The following is a 16,966-nucleotide window of genomic DNA, read 5'->3' on the forward strand; positions in this document are numbered from 1 at the left end:
GCTTGTGGCTCTCTTTTCTTGGTGTTCGGAAGCATGAGAACGCGCAGAGGTGCGCACCGGGGTGGACCCGGTCGGCATCAGACGTTCTGGCAGAAGGAGGGTGACGACTCGAGGAGCTGGCCGGAGTTGTCGAGCAGGCAGGGCTCGAAGGTGAAGATGACCATGGTGCCCAGCACGATGATGACGATCACCGAGAGGTAGAGGATGGACTTCAGCCACATCCGCGTGGAGTCCTTCTCGGCATAGTCATTGATGATGGTGCGCATGCCGTTGCCGCCATGGAGCATCGCCAGCCAGAGCATGGCCAGGTCCCAGAACTGCCAGACCGGGTTTGCCCACTTGCCCGCGACGAAGCCGAAGTCGATCTGGTGGATGCCCTCGCCGACCAGCAGGTTCACTGCAAGGTGGACGAAGATCAACACCACGAGAGCGGCGCCGGAGACGCGCATGAAGACCCAAGCGGCCATCTCGAAGCTGCCGGACTTCGAGGACCCGCTGCGCAGGTACTTGGGGTCGATCCGCCCGGAGCGGGGAGCCTCGATGCCCTGGGCGGGCAGGAGGGCGTCAGATTTAGTGGTGGTCATTTTCAGAACCCTCCCCAGCCTTCGAAGAACAGCATCAAGTGGCGGACGGTGAATCCGATCATCGTGATGACCCAGAGGCCCATCACGGTCCACAGCATCTGGCGGTGATAGCGGGTGCCCTGGGACCAGAAGTCGACCAGGATGATCCGCAGACCGTTGAAAGCGTGGAAGACGATCGCGCCGACGAGGCCGATCTCACCGACGATCATGATCGGGTTCTTATACGCGCCGATCACCGCGTCGTAGGCCTCTGGCGATACTCGCACGAGGGACGTGTCGAGTACGTGGACCAGGAGGAAGAAGAAGATCCCGACACCCGTGATCCGGTGTCCTACCCAGGACCACATACCTTCCCGGCCTTTATAGAGGGTGCCCTTTGTCTGCGTCACCTGTCATTACCTCCCTGCATCGTTGCATGGCGTTCCGCGCCGCACAGTTACGTACGTATGTTCTTCGCTGCGGCGGTGCGGAAACCGTGACGCCGGCGCGAGTCTGTTGTCAGTTACCAGACTAGAGCACCGCGGCAGCCGATGCGGCTCGTGGTGCGCTCCAGGAGGCTTTGTTGCGCGGCTCGGCGCACACCTGATCCAGGCTCGGAGGCGAAATGACAGTCCGATCCAAATGACTTCTACAACGTGTAGAAAAGCCGCAATGTGAGGACGCAATTCCGAAATGAGCTCTCAGGCCAGCCGACGCGAGTCTCGTCGCCCTGACCGCATGCCGTCTCGCAGCTCGTCTCGCGGCTCCCCGCGCAGCTTCTCTCGCAGGCTCCGCGGGCGGGCCGACGCGCACCCGAGGCGCACCCGACGCGCGGCTGGCCTGGCTGAGCGGCCGATGGGTCTACCCTGGGGAGGTGACTTCACAGGCAGCTTTGGACAAGTTCTACACGGTGATCCCCGCAGGCGGAGTGGGCACGCGACTGTGGCCGCTCTCGCGGGCCAGCGCCCCGAAATTCCTCCACGACCTCACCGGCTCGGGCACCACGCTGATCCGCGGGACCTACGAGCGGCTCGCGCCGCTGACCGGCAGGCGCGTGATGGTGGTCACCGGAGAGTCACACCGTGAAGCCGTGCGGGTGCAGATCCCCGAGCTCGATGAGAACGACCTCGTGCTCGAATCCGAGCCCAAGGACTCCGCCGCCGCCATCGGGCTGGCCGCGGCCATCCTGCACCTGCGTGACCCCGAGATCATCATGGGCTCCTTCGCCGCCGACCAGGTCATCGCCCCGGTGGAGATCTTCCAGGAGGCTGTGCGCGAGGCCGTGGCCACCGCTGCGACAGGCAAGATCGTCACCATCGGCATCGCCCCCACCCACCCCTCCACCGGCTTCGGCTATATCCGCCGCGGCGCCGCTCTGAAGGTCGACGGCGCCCCGATCCAGGACGCCCCGAACGCCCGGGACGTCGCGGAGTTCGTCGAGAAGCCCGGCCAGGAGCTCGCCGAGAAGTATGTCGACTCCGGAGAGTACCTGTGGAACGCCGGGATGTTCGTGGCCCCGGTTGCGCTGCTGCTGGACCATCTCGCTCGGGCGGAGCCGACGCTCTACGCGGGCCTCATCGAGATCGCCGCGGCCTGGGGAACACCGCAGCAGACCGAGGTCACAGCGCGGGTCTGGCCCGAGCTTCCCAAGATCGCCATCGACTACGCCGTGGCCGAGCCCGCCGCGGCCGCCGGCGATGTGGCCGTCATCCCCGGGAACTTCACCTGGGACGACGTCGGGGACTTCGCCGCCATCGCCCGGCTGAACCCGGCACGGGAGCAGGAGTCGATGACCGTGCTGGGGGAGAAGGCCAGGGTCTACTCGGACCAGTCCTCCGGCGTCGTCGTCTCTGACACCCAGCGCGTGGTGGCCCTGATCGGAGTCGAGAACATCGTCGTGGTGGACACCCCCGACGCGCTGCTGGTCACCACCACCGACCACGCGCAGTCGGTCAAGCAGGCCGTGGAGGCGCTCAGAGCGCAGGGAGAATCCGATGTCCTCTGAGCCTGCTCGCCGCACGGTGATGCTCAAAGCCGCCCACGCCTCGGCCGCCGAGGTCGTCGATGATCTCGAAGCGACGCTGGTCGCGATGCGTCGGGACCTGCACGCCCATCCCGAGCTGTCCTGGAAGGAAGAGCGCACCACGGAGAAGCTCGCCGCCGCGCTGCGCGCCGTCGGGCTGGAGCCGGAGCTGATGCCAGAGACCACCGGGCTCTACGTGGACGTCGGCGCCGGCGAGTTCGCTGCCGGATTCCGCGGGGACATCGACGCGCTGCCGGTCGGCGAGCTCACCGACCTGCCCTTCGCCTCCACCCACCCGGGCGTCACCCACGCCTGCGGCCACGACATCCACACCACCGTCGCACTCGGCGTCGCGCTGAGCCTGCAGCAGCTGCACCAGCACCGGATCACCGACGGCGACCCGGCGGGTCTGGGCGCCAAGGTCCGCGTCATCTTCCAGCCCGCCGAAGAGACCATGCCCGGAGGTGCTCTGGAGATGGTGCGCCAAGGCGTGCTGGAACCGCTGCCCCGGATCTTCGCGCTGCACTGCGACCCGCGCATCGAGGTCGGCATGATCGGGACCCGCATCGGCGCGATCACCTCCGCTGCCGACGTGGTCCGGATCAACGTCACCGGCCGCGGGGGTCACACCTCCCGGCCCCACCTGACCGAGGACATGGTCTCCGCCCTGGCGCACATCGCCTCCACCGTCCCCGCCGTGCTCTCCCGCCGCGTGGACGTGCGCTCCGCGGTCTCGCTGGTCTGGGGCCAGATCGAGGCCGGCAGCGCGCACAACGCGATCCCCTCCAGCGGCACCCTGGTCGGGACCATGCGGATCCTCGACGCCGAGGCCTGGCGCGACGCCGGCAAGCTCCTCGATGAGATCGTCGAGCAGGTCGCCGCCCCCTGGGGGGTGGACGTGGAGCTGGAGCACATCCGCGGCGTGCCTCCGGTGATCAACAACGAGCGCGAGACCACACTGCTGGAGCACGCCGGCCGCGAGGTGCTGGGCTCCGAGGGACTGGAGCTGGCCCCGCAGTCCATGGGCGGGGAGGACTTCGCCTGGATGACCCAGGAGCTTCCCGGGGCGATGTTCCGGCTCGGGACGAAGACCCCGGGCGGCATCGACTTCGATCTGCACCGCGGCGACTACGTCCCGGACGAGCGATGCATCGGCTACGGCACCAAGATCATGGTCACCACGGCGCTCAGCGCGATCAACGAGCTCCGCCGGGACTAGCCTCCTCCCGACTCGCCTGCGCCTGCGACATTGGCACCCGCGCATGCGGGTGGCCTCGTAGGATGGCCCCTATGACTCAGGACGATGACTTTCTGACCGGACGGATCGCACGGATCCCCGTTCCGGACCACGATGCCGACTGGGAGCGCCTCACCACCCAGGCCAGGATCGCGATGACCCGGGCCTACGTGCCCTACTCGGACTATCCGGTCGGCGCCGCCGCGCTGCTCGAGGATGGATCGATCATCTCCGGGTGCAACGTGGAGAACGCCTCCTATGGGCTCACCCTCTGCGCGGAGTGCACCATGATCGGGGCGCTGCAGATGGCCGGCGGAGGCAAGATCGTCGCGTTCACCTGCGTGAATCGGCAGGGCGAGTACATCACCCCCTGCGGCCGCTGCCGGCAGCTGCTGCTGGAGTTCTCCGCCCCCACCATGCACGTGCGCACCGCCCGGGGCGCCACCACCCTGGCCGCCCTGCTGCCGGAAGCCTTCGGCCCCCGCGATCTTGAGATCAACGACTTGGAGAAGCGATGACCGCTGCCGGTGCGACCTATGACCGCTCGGCCCACGACGCCGTCGAGCTGATCCGGATCAAGCGAGACCACGGACGACTCTCCCAGGAGCAGATCCGATGGCTGATCGCCGCCTACACCGACGGGTTCGTCGGCGACGAGCAGATGGCTGCACTGGCGATGGCGATCCTGCTCAACGGGATGACCCGGGAGGAGATCGGTCACTGGACCGCGGCGATGATCGCCTCGGGCGAGCGGATGGACTTCTCCTCCCTGCGCACGCCCGAGGGCGGGCGCCGGCTCACCGCAGACAAGCACTCCACCGGGGGAGTCGGAGACAAGATCACCCTCCCACTGGCACCGCTCGTCGCGAGCTTCGGCGTGCCCGTCCCGCAGCTCTCCGGCCGTGGACTCGGCCATACCGGCGGCACCCTGGACAAGCTTGAAGCCGTTGAAGGCTGGCAGGCGGATCTGAGCAATGACGCCCTGCTGCGCCAGCTCGATGAGGTCAACGCCGTGATCTGCGCGGCCGGCCCCGGGCTGGCCCCGGCGGACAAGAAGCTCTACGCGCTGCGTGACGTCACCGGCACGGTGGAGGCGATCCCGCTGATCGCCTCCTCGATCATGTCCAAGAAGATCGCCGAGGGCACCGACGCGCTGGTCCTGGATGTGAAGGCAGGTTCCGGCGCCTTCATGAAGTCCCGGGCCGACGCCGCGGAGCTGGCCCGCACCATGGTCGCCCTGGGCACCGACGCCGGAGTGAAGACCTCGGCGCTGCTCACCGATATGGACACCCCGCTGGGACTCACCGCGGGCAACGCCATCGAGGTCCAGGAGTCGGTGGAGGTCCTCGCCGGAGGTGGGCCGGCCGACGTCGTCGAGCTCACCGTGGCGCTGGCGGCTGAGATGCTCACCGCCGTGGGCATCAGCGGAGTCGACCCGGCCGAGAACCTGCGCAACGGACGCGCGATGGACTCCTGGCGTCGCATGATCGCCGCGCAGCGCGGGAACCCGGATGCGGCCCTGCCGCAGGCGGTGCACAGCCATACGATCAGCGCCGGGGTCTCCGGCACCGTGACCCGGATGGACGCCATGGCTGTGGGGCTCGCCGCCTGGCGGCTCGGCGCCGGGCGGGCGCGGAAGCAGGACTCCGTGCAGGCCGGAGCCGGGGTGCGCATGCACGCCAAACCGGGTGACTTCATCACCGCAGGTCAGCCCCTGTTCACCCTGCTCACCGATGATGAGCACCGGATCACCCGGGCGCAGCAGTCGTTGGAGCGCGCCGTGGACGTCGACGTCGAGGGCGGCCCGCATGAGACTCCTGATCTGGTCTTTGACCGCATCAGCGCGGCAGACCTGACCGACTGAGGCCACGCGGATGAGTCCCGGGCAGATCCTTGACGCCATCAACCAGACCATCCTGGAGGCGGCCTCCGGATGGTGGACCTTGGTGGGCCTCTTCGTGCTCTGCATGGTCGATGGGTTCTTCCCGATCGTGCCCTCGGACTCGCTGGTGGTCGGCCTGGGGTCGCTCTCGGGAGAGCCGGGCACTCCGTTCCTGCTCTGGGTGGTCCTGGTCGCCGCCTCCGGGGCGCTGCTCGGGGACTTCATCGCCTACCGGATCGGCCGGGCGATCGGCCCGATGCGCTTCGGCTGGATGCGCCGACCCGCGCCTCAGCGCACGCTGATCTGGGCTCGTCATGAGCTGGACAAGCGCGGGGTGCTGCTGATCTTCGTGGGACGGTTCATCCCCGGAGCTCGAGTGGCGATCAACTTCGTCGCCGGCACCACCGGGTTCTCCATCCGCCGGTTCCTGGTGATCGACGCGTTCGCCTCGCTCGTCTGGGCCTCGTACTCGGTGGGGATCGGCGCGATCAGCGCGAACATCTTCGACTCGGTCCTGGTGGCGATGACCGTCTCGATCACCGGGGCGGTGCTGCTGGGCTGGATCTTCGACCGGCTCTTCAGGCTCTTCGCCTCGTGGCTGGACCGCAGGGGCGTGCACATCGACCCGAAGGGGTATCTGGACACCGCGGCGCTGCCCGTGGAGCCCCCGCTGCGGCTGCACCGCGACCGCGGAGATCATGACGCAGACCAGGACGGAGATCACGAACACCCCACGCGCTGAGGTGCGCGGGCTCGACGACCTCGGGCGACTTCCTCCCCGGTCCTGGATAGACTCGCTCCTATGACTTCTACTGCTGCTGATGTCCGCACCGCCGCCGCAAAGCTCGAAGAGCAGCTGCGCAATCTGCCCAAGGTCTCCCTGCACGATCACCTGGACGGCTCGCTCCGCCCAGAGACCCTGATCGAGCTTGCCGCGGAGATCGGCCACGAACTTCCCAGCCAGGACTCCGAGGAGCTCGCCGAGCGCTTCCGGCAGAACGCGAACTCCGGATCCCTGGAGAAGTACCTGGAGGCCTTCGCGCACACCACCGCCGTGATGCAGACCCCGCAGAACCTGCGCCGGGTCGCCAAGGAATACGTCGAGGACCTCGCCGCCGACGGGATCATCTACTCCGAGGTCCGCTGGGCGCCTGAGCAGCATCAGGAGCAGGGCCTGAGCCTGGACGAGGCCGTCGAGGCCGTCCAGGAAGGACTGAACCAGGGCATGGAGACCGTCGCGGAGCAGGACGGCGTCATCGTCGTCGGCCAGCTGGTCTCCGCCATGCGGCAGTCCGACCGTGCCGATGAGATCGTCGAGGTCGCGCTGCGCCACCGGGACAAGGGCGTCGTCGGCTTCGACATCGCCGGACCCGAGGCCGGCTTCCCGCCGAGCCGCTTCGCCGATGCCTTCACCCGGCTCGCCACCGAGATGTTCCCCACCACGGTCCACGCCGGTGAGGGCGACGGCATCGAATCCGTCCGCGACGCGCTGGTCTCCGGCCGCGCCCAGCGCCTGGGCCACGGCGTCCGCGTCGCCGAGGACATCAGCGTCATCGAGGGCGATGTGGACTCCGAGGCCGGGGAAGAGGTCTTCCAGGTGGAGCTCGGCCCCGTGGCCCGCTGGGTCCGCGACCGCCAGATCCACCTCGAGGTCAGCCCCACCTCGAACGTGCAGACCGGCGCGATCGCCGGATTCGCCCAGGGCCAGCCGCCGGAACTCAGCGACCACCCCTTCGACATGCTCTACCAGCTGGGCTTCAACGTCGGCGTCAACACCGACAACCGACTGGTCTCCGGGGTGACCCTCTCCGGAGAGCTCGCGCTGATCGCCAGCACCTTCGACTACGGCCTCGGTGAGCTCGCCGACTTCCAGGTCAACGCGCTGGAGTCCTCGTTCCTCGGTCATGAGGAGCGCGAGGCCCTGGCAGGGATGATCCTCGAAGCCTGGCAGTGAAGATGAGCCGCGGCCAACAGGTCAGCGCTGGTCCGTCCCACTCCGGTCTGACCAGGGTTGATCCCGCGGGCAATGACCAGATCGCGATGCTGCGCTGGGTCATCGCGCGGCTGCGCGAGCACTGCCCCTGGACCTCTCAGCTGACTCACGGCGATCTCACCGAATACCTCGTCGAAGAGGCCTACGAGGTGCTCGAAGAGATCGAGGCCGGCAGCCTTGACGAGGGGCTGCGCAAGGAGATGGGGGATCTGCTCTTCCAGGTCGCCCTGCACGCCCAGCTGGCCCAGGAGCGCGGCAGCTTCGACCTCGACGGGGTGGCCCAGGCCATCACCGCGAAGCTGGTGCGCCGCAGCCCGCATGTCTTCACCGCAGAGGGCCGCCTGGCCGTGGATGCGAACGCGACCATCGAGCAGGTGGAGGCCGCCTGGACCCGGATCAAGGCCGAGGAGAAGGCCGCTGACAACGCAGCGGCTGGAAACTCAGCGGCTGAGATCGGAACGGCTGGAAACGGAACGGCCGTGAACGCAGCCGACGACGGCGGCGGCACACACCTGGCCGGCGTCGTCGGCTCGCTTCCGGCTCATCTGCCAGCGCTCGCGAAGGCCGCCAAGGTCATCGACCGGCTCGGCCGGGAGCGCGGTGAACATCTCCCCAACACTGAATCGGCCACGCTGGCGGCGGCTGACGAGGAGGAGCTCGGTGAACTACTCTTTGCTGTGGTGCGCACCGCACGCGGGAACGGGCAGGACCCGGAGCGGGCGCTGCGCCGCCACCTGAACCGCATGACCTGAGCCTGATCAGCAGGAGCGCTGAACAGCTCGTCGATGCACCGGCGCAAGGGCGCGCTCGGCACACCCGAAAAGTTTCCCACCGAATGAACAACAAGGAGCCGAGAAGAATATGTCTCTCATCGTCAGTGTGTACGGCCGCGAAATCCTCGACTCGCGAGGCAACCCGACCGTGGAGGTCGATGTCCTCCTCGAGGACGGCAGCTTCGGCCAGGCCGCAGTCCCCTCCGGCGCCTCCACCGGCGCCTTCGAAGCCGCGGAACGTCGCGACGGTGACAAGGACCGGTACCTCGGCAAGGGCGTCACCGGCGCCGTGGGCGCAGTCAACGACGTCATCGCCGCCGCCCTGGAAGGACAGGACGCCACCGAGCAGCGCATCATCGACCAGATCCTGCTCGACCTCGACGGCACCGAGAACAAGAACTCGCTGGGCGCCAACGCGATCCTCGGTGTCTCCCTGGCCGTGGCCAAGGCCGCCGCCGACGCCTCGGACCTGCCGCTGTACAAGTACCTCGGCGGCCCCAACGCGCACCTGCTGCCCGTGCCGATGATGAACATCCTCAACGGCGGCTCCCACGCGGACTCCAACGTCGACATCCAGGAGTTCATGATCGCCCCCATCGGTGCGGCCACCTTCTCCGAGGCGCTGCGCGCCGGCGTGGAGGTCTACCACTCGCTGAAGGCCCTGCTCAAGGAGAAGGGCCTGGCCACCGGGCTGGGCGACGAGGGCGGCTTCGCGCCGGACCTCCCCTCCAACCGGGCGGCACTGGATCTGATCACCGAGGCCATCAAGCGCGCCAACTACACCCCGGGCAAGGACATCGCCCTGGCCCTGGACGTGGCAGCCAGCGAGTTCTACGCCGACGGGGTCTACACCTTCGAGGGCGAGTCCAAGACTCCCGAGCAGATGAGCGCCTACTACGGCGAGCTCGTCGATGCGTACCCGCTGATCTCCATCGAGGACCCGCTGGACGAGGATGACTGGGCCGGCTGGAAGAACCTGACCGAGCAGATCGGGGACAAGGTGCAGCTGGTCGGCGACGACCTCTTCGTCACCAACCCGGACCGCCTGGCCAAGGGCATCGCCGCCGACACGGCGAACTCGCTGCTGGTCAAGGTCAACCAGATCGGATCGCTCACCGAGACCCTCGACGCGGTCGCGCTGGCCCAGCGCAGCCGCTACACCACGATGATCTCCCACCGCTCCGGCGAGACCGAGGACACCACCATCGCGGACATCGCGGTGGCCACCAACTCGGGCCAGATCAAGACCGGCGCACCGGCTCGGTCCGAGCGCGTGGCCAAGTACAACCAGCTGCTGCGCATCGAAGAAGAGCTCGGCGACGCCGCGCGCTACGCCGGAGCCTCTGTGTTCCCGCGCTTCACCGCGTAGTCTCGGCAGCTCCCCGGCGTACATGAACGCCGGCGGGACGGGGTGTCAGGCTCACCGGTCCTGGTCGCGACCAGAGGCCGAGCTGCCTGGCGCCCCCTCCTGTTCCGGCGGTGAAGCTTCTGCTCACGCTCGGCCTCGTCGCGTGTCAGATCCCAGCCGCGGGGCTCGCGGCAGATATCCTCAGAGGCCACCCCTACTTCCCCTCTTCCCCCTCAAGGCGGTGACATCTCGTGCCGAGCAGACGTGCTTCTTCAGCGGAGGTCAAAGCGCGCGCGGCCCAGGCTCGTCGGCTGGCCGAGCGCGAGCAGGTCTCCGGCGAGATCCGGACTCCCGCCGACATCACCGCCCGGCGCAAGACGCGCAGCTCCAGCCCTTCCGGATCGGCGAAGACCCCGGTCAGTGCCGCCACGACGGTCCCCGAACGGACCTTCCCCGGCCGGATGATCCTGCTGAGCATCGTGGTCCTGGTCGTCATCTCCTTCCTGGTCCCCACCGTGAACAGCTTCTTCCAGCAGCGCTCGGAGATCAACGAGCTTCAGTCTCAGATCGCCGCTGAGCAGGAGGAGCAGGCGCAGCTGCAGTCGGAGCTGGTGCGCTGGGACGATCCAGACTTCGTCCGCCAGCAGGCCCGCGAACGGATCAACCTGGTCATGCCGGGGGAGCGCCGCTACCAGGTCATGGGTGATCCCGAGGGGAACACCGAGGAGATCCAGCCGCTGGACTCCAGCGAGGTCCGCCACGACCTCCCCTGGGCCGAGGCGCTGTGGGACTCCCTGGTCCGCTCCGCCGCCGAAGACTGATCCGACAGCACGCGGGGCCGGCTGGCCGCAGCAGTGGAGTAAACTCGGCTCCCGTGAACTCGACTACCCCGCACCCCAGCGATCTGGACACCCTGAGCCTGCAGCTGAGCAGGCCAGTGCGCGACGTCGTCGAGATCCCAGCCCGCTGCGCCTGCGGAAACCCCCTGGTGGCAGCCACGGCGCCACGGCTGAGCAACGGGATTCCCTTCCCGACCACCTTCTACCTCACCCACCCCGCCGCGACCGCAGCCGTCTCTCGGCTGGAGGCCGCAGGTCTCATGGCCGAGATGAGCCGACGGCTCACCACCGACGCCGAGCTCGCCGCGGCCCATCGGAGAGCCCACGAGAACTACCTCGCCGAGCGCGAACGGATCCGCGGCGTCGCCGGGCTTGACCCGGTCTGGGAGATCGAGGGCGTCAGCGCCGGGGGGATGCCCGATCGGGTCAAGTGCCTGCACGTGCTCGTCGGGCACTCGCTTGCGGTCGGACCAGGCATCAACCCGCTCGGCGATGAGACGCTGGAACGCATCGCCGACGAGTTCACCCCGCAGACCTGCATCTGCGCCGCATCCTGGGACCACGACGCCGCGGTTCCGCAGCGTGATCTCAGTCGTCACGTGCGCCGCAGGAACCAGGGGTTCGCCCGGCAGGAGAACGCGGACGCCGAGGGCCCCGTCTCGCAGGACCCCGAAGAGACCGCATAGAGTGCTGGCAAGGACCCCCGCGGGACGGCCAGCCCGTCGCCCGCTCACGAACACCGGCGAGGAGAAGGACACCCCCATGAGAGTTGCTGCCATCGACTGCGGAACCAACTCCATCCGGCTGCTGATCGCCGATGTCGAAGACAGCGGCCGGGTCAACGATGTGGTGCGACAGATGACCGTCGTCCGCCTGGGCGAGGGCGTGGACGAGACCGGCGAGTTCTCGGCCGGAGCGTTGGATCGGACCTTCGCCGCGGTGGACCGCTACGGCGCACTCATCCGCAGGCACCACGTCGAGGCCGTGCGCTTCGTCGCCACCTCGGCGTCCCGGGACGTGGCCAACCGCGATGTGTTCATCGCCGGGGTCAAACACCGGCTCGGTGTGGAGCCCGAGGTCATCCGTGGCAGCGAGGAGGCAGGACTGTCCTTCGCCGGCGCCGCCTCAGTCCTGGACTGGGACGCCGAGCGCAAGATCCTGGTCGTGGATCTCGGCGGCGGATCCACCGAATTCGTGCTCGGCACCTCCGCCGGGGTCGAGCACGCCATCTCCACCGACATGGGATGTGTGCGCTTCACCGAGCGGCATATGCGCAGCGACCCGCCCACCGACACCGAGACCTCGATGACCAGCTTCGAGACGCTGTCCTTCCTGGAGAACGTCTCCGAGGTGATGCCGCTGCACGAGGCAGAGGTGGTCATCGGGGTGGCCGGCACCGTCACCACGGTGGCCGCGCACGCGCTGAAGCTCGAGGACTACGAACCTGACCTGATCCACGGCGCGGAGATCGACCTCGACACCCTGCACCAGTCGGTGGATCAGCTGGTCCACTCCACCCGGGACGCCCGCGCCCAGATGCCGATCATGCACCCCGGCAGGGTGGACGTGATCGGCGCCGGCGCGCTGATCTGGGGCACGATCCTGGACTACCTGAACAAGGTCACCCACGGGCGGATCATCTCGGCGGTCGCCTCCGAGCACGACATCCTCGACGGCATCGCGATGTCCCTGGCACACTCCCAGTCGCGCGAGCATTCACAGCTGGGAGCGGAGCCCCAGAGATGACAGCAGGCTCACGCGCCCTCGGAGCAGGGCTCGCCGCCGGACTGGGTCTGAGCGGCGCGATCCTCGCCGCGCCGGCAGCCCACGCCGATGAGTGGCGCGACCAGCAGTACTGGCTCGAGGACTACGGCATCACCGAGGCCTGGGAGACCACCCGCGGGGAGGGCAAGACCATCGCCGTCATCGACACCGGCGTGGACTCCAGCCACCCCACCCTCTCCGGCGCGGTCGTCGGCGGGACCGACGTGTCCGGCGCCGGTGACGGCGGCGCCCCGGTGGATCAGGTCGCGACCGAGCACGGCACGCTGGTGGCGTCCCTGGCCGTCGGCCGGGGCACCTCCGCGGAGGCTTCAGCGGTCGCCGGACTGGTGGACGAGGACATCCAAGAGCTCGACGACGACGAATGGGAAGACTGGTGGGAGGACTTCGAGACCTCGCTCGAGGACATCTACGGCGAGGACTGGCAGGACGACGTCGACGCCGACGCCCTCGCGGAGTTCGAGCAGACCCGCACTGCGCCCCGGGAGCTGACCCAGGATGACGATCCCGACGACGGCGTGGTCGGAGTCGCCCCCGAAGCGTCCCTCCTCTCGGTCTCGCTGCTGCTCCAAGACCCCAACCCCTACGGCGGCGGCACCGAGGAACAGATCGCCGAGGCCGTGATCTGGGCGGTGGACAACGGCGCCGACATCATCAACATGTCCCTGGGCTCGGGCTTCCAGGAATGGCCCGAAGCCTGGGACGAGGCCTTCCTCCACGCCGAGAACAACGACGTGCTCGTCGTGGCCGCCTCCGGCAACCGCGCCTCCGGACACCTCTCGGTGGGCGCACCCGCCACCATCCCGGGAGTGCTCGCCGTGGCCGGGGTCGACCAGGCCCGCAGCATCAGCGCAGACTCCTCCTCCCAGGGCATCGCCATCGGCATCGCCGCCGCCTCGGAACCCCTGGTCGGCGCCATGCCCGGTGGGGGCTACATCCAGTGGAACGGCACTTCGGGGGCCTCCCCGATCGTCGCCGGAGCCGCCGCACTCGTCTGGGCCGCCCACCCGGAGCTCAGCGCCCAAGAGGTCAAGCACCGGATGCTCTCCACCGCGGATTCAGAAGGAGCCGACGGTGTGGACTCTGAGTACGGACATGGAGTGCTCGACGTGGCCGAGGCGGTCGCCGGCGACGCCCCCGCGTTCGACGCCTCGCAGTCTTCGACGCTGGCCGAATGGGTCCGAGTCCACCGGCGGGGCGAGGTCGAAGAGACCGACACGAACGAGATCCCCGAGGACGCCGGGGTCGTGGCCGGCCCCGAAGGTGAGCCCCGCGCCATGCCCGAGGCGGCCCAGCCGGGCACCGCGCAGGACTGGGCCGGGCCCGCAGCAGTCGGCGCCGCCGCGCTGCTCGTGGTGGCCGTGCTCAGCATGGCCGCGATCCACCTGCATCGCGCCTGTCGCCGCGATCGGAGCTGAGCGATCCACTCGGCTCCTCCGGCCCGAGCAGACCTCACCACCCACCATCGAGCACCGTATAGGATGATGCATATGGCTATTCCACAGACGCTTTCCGCGAAACCCCGTATCCTCATCGTCGGCGGCGGCTACGTCGGTCTCACCACCGCACAGCTGCTCCAGAAGAAGGTGAAGGCCGCCGGCGGGATCGTGACCGTCGTCGACCCCATGCCGTACATGACCTACCAGCCCTTCCTCCCCGAGGTCGTCGGCGGCCACATCGAGGCCCGCCACGCGGTGGTCTCGCACCGCCGCCACCTCAAGGACTCCGAGATCATCACGGGCAAGGTCAGCGCCGTGGATCACGACGGCCGCACCGCCACCGTGGAGTTCTCCCAGGGCGAGACCGTCGAGCTGCCCTACCAGGACATCATCATGGCCGCCGGCGCGACCACGAAGACCTTCCCGATCGAGGGCCTCGCCGAGCACGGCATCGGTCTGAAGACCATCGAAGAGGCGCTGACGCTGCGCAACCACATCCTCGAGCGCATCGAGTCCGCCTCGGTGATGACTGACGAAGTGGCCAAGTCCCGCGCCCTGACCTTCACCGTGGTCGGCGGCGGCTTCGCCGGCATCGAGACCGTCGCGGAGATGGAAGACATCATCCGGGCCGCAGTGGCCGTGAACCCGCGCATCGGTCAGACCGATGTGCGCATCGTGATGGTCGAGGCCATGGGCCGGGTCATGCCCGAGGTCACCGAGGACCAGGCCGTCGGCGTCGTCGAGCACCTGCGCGGCCGCGGCATCGAGGTCCTGCTGAACACCTCGCTCGGCTCCGTCGTGGACGGTGAGATGCGACTGATCAATATGAAGGACAAGTCCGAGGCCGACCGCTTCGACTCCGACACCCTGGTCTGGACCGCCGGCGTCGCCGCCAACGTCGTGGCCAAGAAGTCCGGCTTCCCGGTGGACCCGCGTGGCCGCGTCACCGGCACCGCCACCCTGCAGATCGCCGACGAAGACGGCAGGGTGCTCCAGAACGCCTGGACCGCCGGTGACATCTCCGCGATCCCCGACCTCAGCGGCGGCGGGCTGCCCGACGGCACCTGCGTGCCCAACGCGCAGCACGCCTCCCGCCAGGCCAAGGTGCTCGCGAAGAACGTGCTGGCGGCCAGCTTCGGCCAGGGCCAGCTCAGCGAGTACAAGCACGACTCCCTCGGGGCCGTCGCCGGACTGGGCATGTTCCAGGGCGTCGGCAACCCGCTGAAGATCAAGATCAACGGGTTCCCCGCCTGGATGGCCCACCGCGGCTACCACGCGCTGGCGATCCCCACCGTGGAGCGCAAGGTCCGCGTGATCGGTGGATGGGTCTCCGAGCTCGTGCTGGGCCGCGACTACACTCCGGTGCGCGATCTCGAGAGCCCGTACCGGCAGTTTCAGGAAGCTGCCGGCGGAGTCAAGCCCAAGGAGCCGGCCAAGGGCTGACCTCGGAACATTCGTGAGGCAGAACTAGAGAGCGGGCTGTCAGTGACAGTCCGCTTTCTGCCCCCATAGCCCAATCGGCAGAGGCAACCGACTTAAAATCGGTCCAGTGTGGGTTCGAGTCCCACTGGGGGCACCGATGACCCCCCGGCGCGCGCCAGCGCAGGTGGCCGGCCCAGGCGCCCGCTGCCCGGCCGCGGAGGGGTCCGCGAAACCGGTGATGTCGATCCCGGGAGAAGTCCTCGGGCAGCTCACCCGCACCCAGACCAGGCTGAGGCGGGGCGGATCAGGGCCCGACGGTGGGAACCGTGCTGGGTGTATCCCGGCTCAGCGCACCCCGCGCGCCGCCAGAGCCTCGGCGGTCTCCTCCGCGTGGCGCAGACTCATCACCAGCAGCGGAAGCACCGTGGCGCGCGGAGCGGGCCGCATTCCGCGCGCCCGCTGGGCCTCACGGATGTCTGCATAGAAGGACAGGATCACCGGCACCGAGCGGATGGTCAAGGACAGAGCCAGCGAGATCCGTTCGGCGCTGAGCCCCAGGCGCAGCAGCAGCGGATCCAACGGTCGCAGGACCCGCTCGAAGCTGGAGAGGATGTCCGAGGTCGCCGTGGTCAGGGTGAACAGTGCGGCCAGCAGCACGACGGCGAGCACGCGCGCCACGTTGAAGCCCGCCTCGGCGGGGGTCAGGAAGATCAGCTGGGGGATGGTCAGCACCACCACCAGCCATTTCAGCCGCCAGAGCTGGGCGACCAGGCCGCGAAGCCCGATCCCGGAGAACCGGAAGCCGAGGAGGGTCACGGCCCAGATGCCCAGCAGCACCCCGAGGTTCTCGCGAAAGATCGAGGCCGCGAGGGCGGCCAGGAAGATCCCGAGGAACTTCGCACCCACCGGCATGCGGTGCAGGTACGAGGTGCCCGGGCGGTAGAGCGGGATCACCGCAGCAGCGTCATCACGTGCGGTGTCACGTGGGACGGCATCAGGTGCGTCGGCGCGAGCGGGCGTGGCTGAACGGGGCAGGGTAGGCGCGTGCCAGCGAGTGGGTCAGCGCCACCGCGATGGCCGCCTTGAGGAGATCGCCGGGAAGGAAGGCCAGGTTGATCAGCGCCGCCTGCTCCATGGTGAGTCCCATCTGGAACGCCATGACCGGCATCCCGCAGGCATAGACGACCAGGATCCCACCGAGCACCGTGCCGGTGATGGTGCGCCAGAGTCGCAGCGGCCAGGAGGCCTGGGTGATGAGTCCCACCACGAAGGCTCCAGGGATCCAGCCCAGCGCGAAACCGGCGCTGGGCCCGGCGAAGGCGCCCAGACCCCCTGAGCCGTGGGCGAGCAGCGGCAGTCCTGCTGCGACGAGCAGATGGAGCAGCACGATGGCCCCGGCGCCGCGCCACGGTCCCAGCACTGCGCCGGCGAGCATGACTCCGAGGGTCTGCAGCGTGATCGGCACGCCCCCGGCCAGGGGGATGGCCGGAAGCTGGCCCAGGACTGCGACAAGTGCTGCGAACATCGCCATCTGGGCGATGCTGCGCACTGCGGTGCTGGGAGCGGCGGGTGCGGTGGCGCCTGGCGTCACCGAGGCGGGCGGGGCTGGAGAATTATTGAACACCGTTCAAATATAGCGCCTGAGGCCGCTCGCCGTCCGCCGGT

17 protein-coding genes and 1 tRNA gene are annotated in these 16,966 nt (G+C 68.6%); 14 read left to right on the forward strand and 4 right to left on the reverse strand.

Annotation, left to right across the window (positions count from 1 at the left end; genetic code table 11):
• Positions 1 to 77: 77 nt before the first annotated feature.
• A complete protein-coding gene (locus LTI14_RS11155; RefSeq protein WP_241465175.1) occupies positions 78 to 584 on the reverse strand; it encodes a succinate dehydrogenase hydrophobic membrane anchor subunit in 507 nt (168 codons plus the stop codon).
• Positions 585 to 586: 2 nt separating this feature from the next.
• A complete protein-coding gene (sdhC, locus tag LTI14_RS11160) occupies positions 587 to 973 on the reverse strand; it encodes a succinate dehydrogenase, cytochrome b556 subunit (RefSeq protein ID WP_342357756.1) in 387 nt (128 codons plus the stop codon).
• A 464-nt stretch (positions 974 to 1,437) separates the two neighbouring features.
• On the opposite strand from sdhC, the gene LTI14_RS11165 reads away from it, so the two are divergent.
• The 14 genes from LTI14_RS11165 (at position 1,438) to LTI14_RS11230 (ending at position 15,455) form a co-directional block, all read left to right on the forward strand.
• Positions 1,438 to 2,568 (forward strand): mannose-1-phosphate guanylyltransferase, encoded by a 1,131-nt coding sequence (locus LTI14_RS11165; RefSeq protein ID WP_241465174.1) that lies wholly within the window; start codon positions 1,438 to 1,440, stop codon positions 2,566 to 2,568.
• Positions 2,569 to 2,587: 19 nt separating this feature from the next.
• The gene (locus tag LTI14_RS11170; protein WP_241465559.1) at positions 2,588 to 3,805 is read left to right on the forward strand and encodes an amidohydrolase; all 1,218 of its coding nucleotides are present in this window, start codon (positions 2,588 to 2,590) and stop codon (positions 3,803 to 3,805) included.
• A 71-nt stretch (positions 3,806 to 3,876) separates the two neighbouring features.
• Positions 3,877 to 4,341 (forward strand): cytidine deaminase, encoded by a 465-nt coding sequence (locus LTI14_RS11175; RefSeq protein ID WP_255727359.1) that lies wholly within the window; start codon positions 3,877 to 3,879, stop codon positions 4,339 to 4,341.
• The gene (locus tag LTI14_RS11180; protein ID WP_241465173.1) at positions 4,338 to 5,687 is read left to right on the forward strand and encodes a thymidine phosphorylase; all 1,350 of its coding nucleotides are present in this window, start codon (positions 4,338 to 4,340) and stop codon (positions 5,685 to 5,687) included. The genes LTI14_RS11175 and LTI14_RS11180 overlap by 4 nt, the downstream gene beginning before the upstream one ends.
• 10 nt (positions 5,688 to 5,697) lie before the next feature.
• Positions 5,698 to 6,447 (forward strand): DedA family protein, encoded by a 750-nt coding sequence (locus LTI14_RS11185; protein ID WP_241465172.1) that lies wholly within the window; start codon positions 5,698 to 5,700, stop codon positions 6,445 to 6,447.
• A gap of 60 nt (positions 6,448 to 6,507) precedes the next feature.
• Positions 6,508 to 7,659 (forward strand): adenosine deaminase, encoded by a 1,152-nt coding sequence (locus LTI14_RS11190; RefSeq protein ID WP_241465171.1) that lies wholly within the window; start codon positions 6,508 to 6,510, stop codon positions 7,657 to 7,659.
• Positions 7,660 to 7,661: 2 nt separating this feature from the next.
• The gene (locus tag LTI14_RS11195; RefSeq protein WP_241476552.1) at positions 7,662 to 8,450 is read left to right on the forward strand and encodes a MazG nucleotide pyrophosphohydrolase domain-containing protein; all 789 of its coding nucleotides are present in this window, start codon (positions 7,662 to 7,664) and stop codon (positions 8,448 to 8,450) included.
• A gap of 109 nt (positions 8,451 to 8,559) precedes the next feature.
• A complete protein-coding gene (gene eno / locus LTI14_RS11200; protein ID WP_241465169.1) occupies positions 8,560 to 9,840 on the forward strand; it encodes a phosphopyruvate hydratase in 1,281 nt (426 codons plus the stop codon).
• Between the two features lie 230 nt (positions 9,841 to 10,070).
• Positions 10,071 to 10,640 (forward strand): FtsB family cell division protein, encoded by a 570-nt coding sequence (locus LTI14_RS13270; RefSeq protein WP_241465168.1) that lies wholly within the window; start codon positions 10,071 to 10,073, stop codon positions 10,638 to 10,640.
• A 53-nt stretch (positions 10,641 to 10,693) separates the two neighbouring features.
• Entirely contained in the window at positions 10,694 to 11,344 is a 651-nt protein-coding gene (locus tag LTI14_RS11210) for a DUF501 domain-containing protein (protein WP_241476554.1), read from the forward strand.
• Positions 11,345 to 11,420: 76 nt separating this feature from the next.
• The gene (locus tag LTI14_RS11215) at positions 11,421 to 12,404 is read left to right on the forward strand and encodes a Ppx/GppA phosphatase family protein (RefSeq protein WP_241470404.1); all 984 of its coding nucleotides are present in this window, start codon (positions 11,421 to 11,423) and stop codon (positions 12,402 to 12,404) included.
• A complete protein-coding gene (locus LTI14_RS11220) occupies positions 12,401 to 13,858 on the forward strand; it encodes a S8 family serine peptidase (RefSeq protein ID WP_241476556.1) in 1,458 nt (485 codons plus the stop codon). The genes LTI14_RS11215 and LTI14_RS11220 overlap by 4 nt, the downstream gene beginning before the upstream one ends.
• A gap of 72 nt (positions 13,859 to 13,930) precedes the next feature.
• Entirely contained in the window at positions 13,931 to 15,322 is a 1,392-nt protein-coding gene (locus tag LTI14_RS11225) for an NAD(P)/FAD-dependent oxidoreductase (protein WP_241476558.1), read from the forward strand.
• 59 nt (positions 15,323 to 15,381) lie between these two features.
• Positions 15,382 to 15,455, forward strand: a tRNA-Leu gene (locus tag LTI14_RS11230).
• A 191-nt stretch (positions 15,456 to 15,646) separates the two neighbouring features.
• Here the strand turns inward: LTI14_RS11230 and LTI14_RS11235 are convergent.
• Positions 15,647 to 16,255 (reverse strand): energy-coupling factor transporter transmembrane protein EcfT, encoded by a 609-nt coding sequence (locus LTI14_RS11235; RefSeq protein ID WP_241465163.1) that lies wholly within the window; start codon positions 16,253 to 16,255, stop codon positions 15,647 to 15,649.
• A gap of 40 nt (positions 16,256 to 16,295) precedes the next feature.
• Entirely contained in the window at positions 16,296 to 16,925 is a 630-nt protein-coding gene (locus tag LTI14_RS11240; protein WP_241465162.1) for a biotin transporter BioY, read from the reverse strand.
• Between the last annotated feature and the right edge of the window lie 41 nt (positions 16,926 to 16,966).

Source organism: Nesterenkonia sp. YGD6, assembly GCF_022565895.1.
Taxonomy (GTDB): domain Bacteria; phylum Actinomycetota; class Actinomycetes; order Actinomycetales; family Micrococcaceae; genus Nesterenkonia.

Excerpts from the sequence above, each read along its gene's own strand:
- eno (WP_241465169.1), top strand. The coding sequence starts at position 8,560 with ATGTCTCTCATCGTCAGTGTGTACGGCCGCGAAATCCTCGACTCGCGA.
- LTI14_RS11155 (WP_241465175.1), bottom strand. The coding sequence starts at position 584 with ATGACCACCACTAAATCTGACGCCCTCCTGCCCGCCCAGGGCATCGAG.
- LTI14_RS11180 (WP_241465173.1), top strand. The coding sequence starts at position 4,338 with ATGACCGCTGCCGGTGCGACCTATGACCGCTCGGCCCACGACGCCGTC.
- LTI14_RS11195 (WP_241476552.1), top strand. The coding sequence starts at position 7,662 with ATGAGCCGCGGCCAACAGGTCAGCGCTGGTCCGTCCCACTCCGGTCTG.
- LTI14_RS11215 (WP_241470404.1), top strand. The coding sequence starts at position 11,421 with ATGAGAGTTGCTGCCATCGACTGCGGAACCAACTCCATCCGGCTGCTG.
- LTI14_RS11175 (WP_255727359.1), top strand. The coding sequence starts at position 3,877 with ATGACTCAGGACGATGACTTTCTGACCGGACGGATCGCACGGATCCCC.
- LTI14_RS11170 (WP_241465559.1), top strand. The coding sequence starts at position 2,588 with ATGCTCAAAGCCGCCCACGCCTCGGCCGCCGAGGTCGTCGATGATCTC.
- LTI14_RS11185 (WP_241465172.1), top strand. The coding sequence starts at position 5,698 with ATGAGTCCCGGGCAGATCCTTGACGCCATCAACCAGACCATCCTGGAG.
- LTI14_RS11225 (WP_241476558.1), top strand. The coding sequence starts at position 13,931 with ATGGCTATTCCACAGACGCTTTCCGCGAAACCCCGTATCCTCATCGTC.
- LTI14_RS11190 (WP_241465171.1), top strand. The coding sequence starts at position 6,508 with ATGACTTCTACTGCTGCTGATGTCCGCACCGCCGCCGCAAAGCTCGAA.
- LTI14_RS11220 (WP_241476556.1), top strand. The coding sequence starts at position 12,401 with ATGACAGCAGGCTCACGCGCCCTCGGAGCAGGGCTCGCCGCCGGACTG.